Raw genomic sequence first — 3,069 nt, forward strand, 5'->3', positions numbered from 1 at the left:
TTCAAAAGCTTTATATCTTTTATTGTTTATGTGAAAATAGTATTGTTGATCTGCACCTATCATAAAAGTTACATCATTTTTTGATGTGACTTTTATTTTTAACTTAAACTTTTAGTTGTTTTTATAACTAAAACAAGTTTAAATTGATTTTTTTATGTTTGATTTAATGAAATCTTCATCGATGTTTAATAAATTACTTAATCTTTTGTTATAAATTTTTGCCATAATTATAAAGTTATTGTTTTCAGAAGCAATATTTTTAATATTGTCTTTTGAAAAATAACCACGATCCAATACTAAAGTTACTGATTTATAACACAAATTTAAAACTTTATCAATCATTTTTTTGTAGTAACTTACATCAATAACTGATTTGGGATATAAATCATAAAAAAGGTAATTCAGTCTTTGGATCTAAACAATATGATAAGTTTATTTGTGGAAGCCCTTCATCAACATTTGGCTTTTTTATATTCAGCATGTTTTATGTTTTTTGAGCTTATATTAAAGTTCGTTGAATCGACAGATAAATATGCGTCATCCGAATTATTCTAAATATGTTCTTAATTGTTTTGATCATCTATAATTAAATTCAAGTATTTTTTCTGTTGTTATATCTTTATGCAAAAGCATTGATATCGTTGAGTTTGAAGGAATTAAAAATAAACCAGAAAAATTTTTATATGCCCACTTTTTAAATAATTGTGAAACCGTAAATTCTTCATCAATATAATGAGATGCCAATGCCTTTATTAATTCGCTTTTTGTGTTAAAAATATTTTCCAAATGTTCATCTATATAAATCTTTAAAAAATTTAGTTATTGCCAAATATTGCCCGATAGGAACAACGGATGATATTTTTTATCATCTTATATTATTGTTATTTTTGCGCCGGGAAAATTAAAAATACTTATCATTTGATACTAAAAAATTGTCATTTTTTTAAATCTATTTTACCAATATTAACTCTCTTGTTGATATTATATTTTTTATTTTTTTATATTCGGTTCCTGCAACATAATATACATATTTATTATCATCTTTTCTAATGATTTTGACATTTTTAGGCATTTGAACTTTTTGGACTTTTAGTATAATTTCTACCTTATTTTTCTTTAGTGTATTTATAACTAAATTATTATATATTTGAGGTCAAAAAAGTAAAAAATGCTGATTTTTTTAATAAATCAGCATTTTCCCCTTATTTTATTTTTAGTTATAAAAACCAGTAAAAGTTTAAGATTTAAAATATTTATACAAGAGAATATACATAAAAATTTCTACATTACTTTGATATTTTTTATCTTCAAATATAAGGTTTAGCATTTTTTGGATAGCCATCGTTATCTAATTCACCAGGGCGAATTAGACTACTATTGTAAAATCTATTTTTGAATTTTTCCCATTCCTCTAAAAATGCTTTATCTGTTGAGTCTGTATTTAAAGCTATTTTATCTAATAATTCATATTTTTCCTCTTGACTAATCAAGCTTTCTGGAGCGTCGGCTATTTTTTTTGCTCATCAGTTTAAGAAACTAATTTGTGACGTTTTTTTTCATCATTCAGAAACATCGTATGTACCGAATAATTGTTTATTTGATTCTAAAATAATTTTACCCTTATCTTCTGCATTTATAACACCTTCAAAATTAGTTTTTAATTGCTCTAGACTATATTGTGTCGAATCGTCAACTATTCCAGCATCTTTTACTCTAGCTATTAATTTTAGAAACTCATAGTTTAATTTAACATTTCTTCTATATTTGTAGTAGACATTAAATAACGCTTGATTTTCGATCTTGATAGCATGTATTCTATCAATATTTTGTTTTTCAAATTCGTATATTATATATGTTCATGAACTTTGAGGAATTGTAACATTATATGGACCCGCATCGGCCGGGTATTTTTTGTAATTTGAATCAACTCTTTTTTTAAAGAATGGCAACCATTTTTTACCTTCTTTAGATTCATATTTAGCTATGAATTTTTCTACCTTGATTTTTATAGATTTATATTTTTCGATTGTATCAGCAGATCTGATTTCTGAATCCAAAGCATAATATTCTCTAGTGTACTGTTCAGTTAATGTTCCAGAAGCATCCATTGCCTTGTTATTTACAGTAATAGACAATGATTGATTTAATGATAATTTCATAGCGCTATTTTCTCTATCATCATTGCCATGTGACTCTAGTCTGGTTTTCTTTAAATCATCTAACTCTGCATTTCTTTGCTGCATTATTTTAGTATTTATTGTATTTAGCTCATCATTAGATGAAGCGTTAGTTATCAGCTTATAAAGATCTTTTAGATTATATTTTGTCACTTCGCTAGCTTCGGGTCTAAATTCACTAGGTAATCCACCTCTATTATTAGACAAATCAAATAGTGCTAATTTGTCAACCTCTTTTCTTAATTCTATTTTTCTAGAAATAATTTTAATTTCTGATTCGATAGCCGAAAATTCTGGTTTAGTTTTTGATAATTCTACCTTATCTAAAAGATTCTTTTTATCAGGAGAATTAGGTAATTTGTTAATTTGTTTGATTAATTCTTGTTTTTTGGCTTGAATTTCAGCTTTTTGTTTTATCTCCTTATCCTTTTGCTTTTCTGCTTCAGCTTTAATAGTTTTAAGGTTTTCAATACTATTTGTTGGATTATCTAGTCTATCTTGCAATTTCTTCTTTTCTTTTGGATCAGAAACTTGTGAAATTGCTTGCTGAGCTAAACGTTTCTTATTTTCATATTCTTGTTTATATAATCTAATTTTTTGTAATAGTGCGGAAATTTTAGTATGACCAGTCTTAGAAAATTCTGTTAAGAATTCACTTTTCTTTGCTTCTGGTTTAATGTCATCTATTTCATTTTTTAATGTGTCAATATTTGTTTTTAGCGTATTTAAAGTCGTTTCGACAGAATTTTTATTTGAATAATCAATTTTGGATGTTAGATCCTTCTTAATTTTTTCTTTTGTTTTTAGCGAATCAGTTCTTAATTGCGCTGTATTCTCTGGATATGCTAATTTATCAATAAATAAGTTGAAGTTTTGTCTTGTAGCATTTGTC

Annotated in this window: 3 protein-coding genes; all 3 read right to left on the reverse strand. The window is 25.6% G+C overall.

Features of this window, described 5'->3' with window-relative positions; genetic code table 4:
* Positions 1–138 precede the first annotated feature (138 nt).
* On the reverse strand, positions 139–342 hold the full coding sequence (locus ACWXVM_RS03120) for a hypothetical protein (protein WP_455994289.1): 204 nt from the start codon (positions 340–342) through the stop codon (positions 139–141).
* 204 nt (positions 343–546) lie between these two features.
* Positions 547–786 (reverse strand): hypothetical protein, encoded by a 240-nt coding sequence (locus ACWXVM_RS03125; protein ID WP_455994291.1) that lies wholly within the window; start codon positions 784–786, stop codon positions 547–549.
* 515 nt (positions 787–1,301) lie between these two features.
* Positions 1,302–3,069 (reverse strand): hypothetical protein (locus ACWXVM_RS03130; protein WP_455994293.1); only part of this gene is annotated, 1,768 nt, incomplete at its 5' end.

This window comes from Mycoplasma sp. 2261, assembly GCF_053851575.1.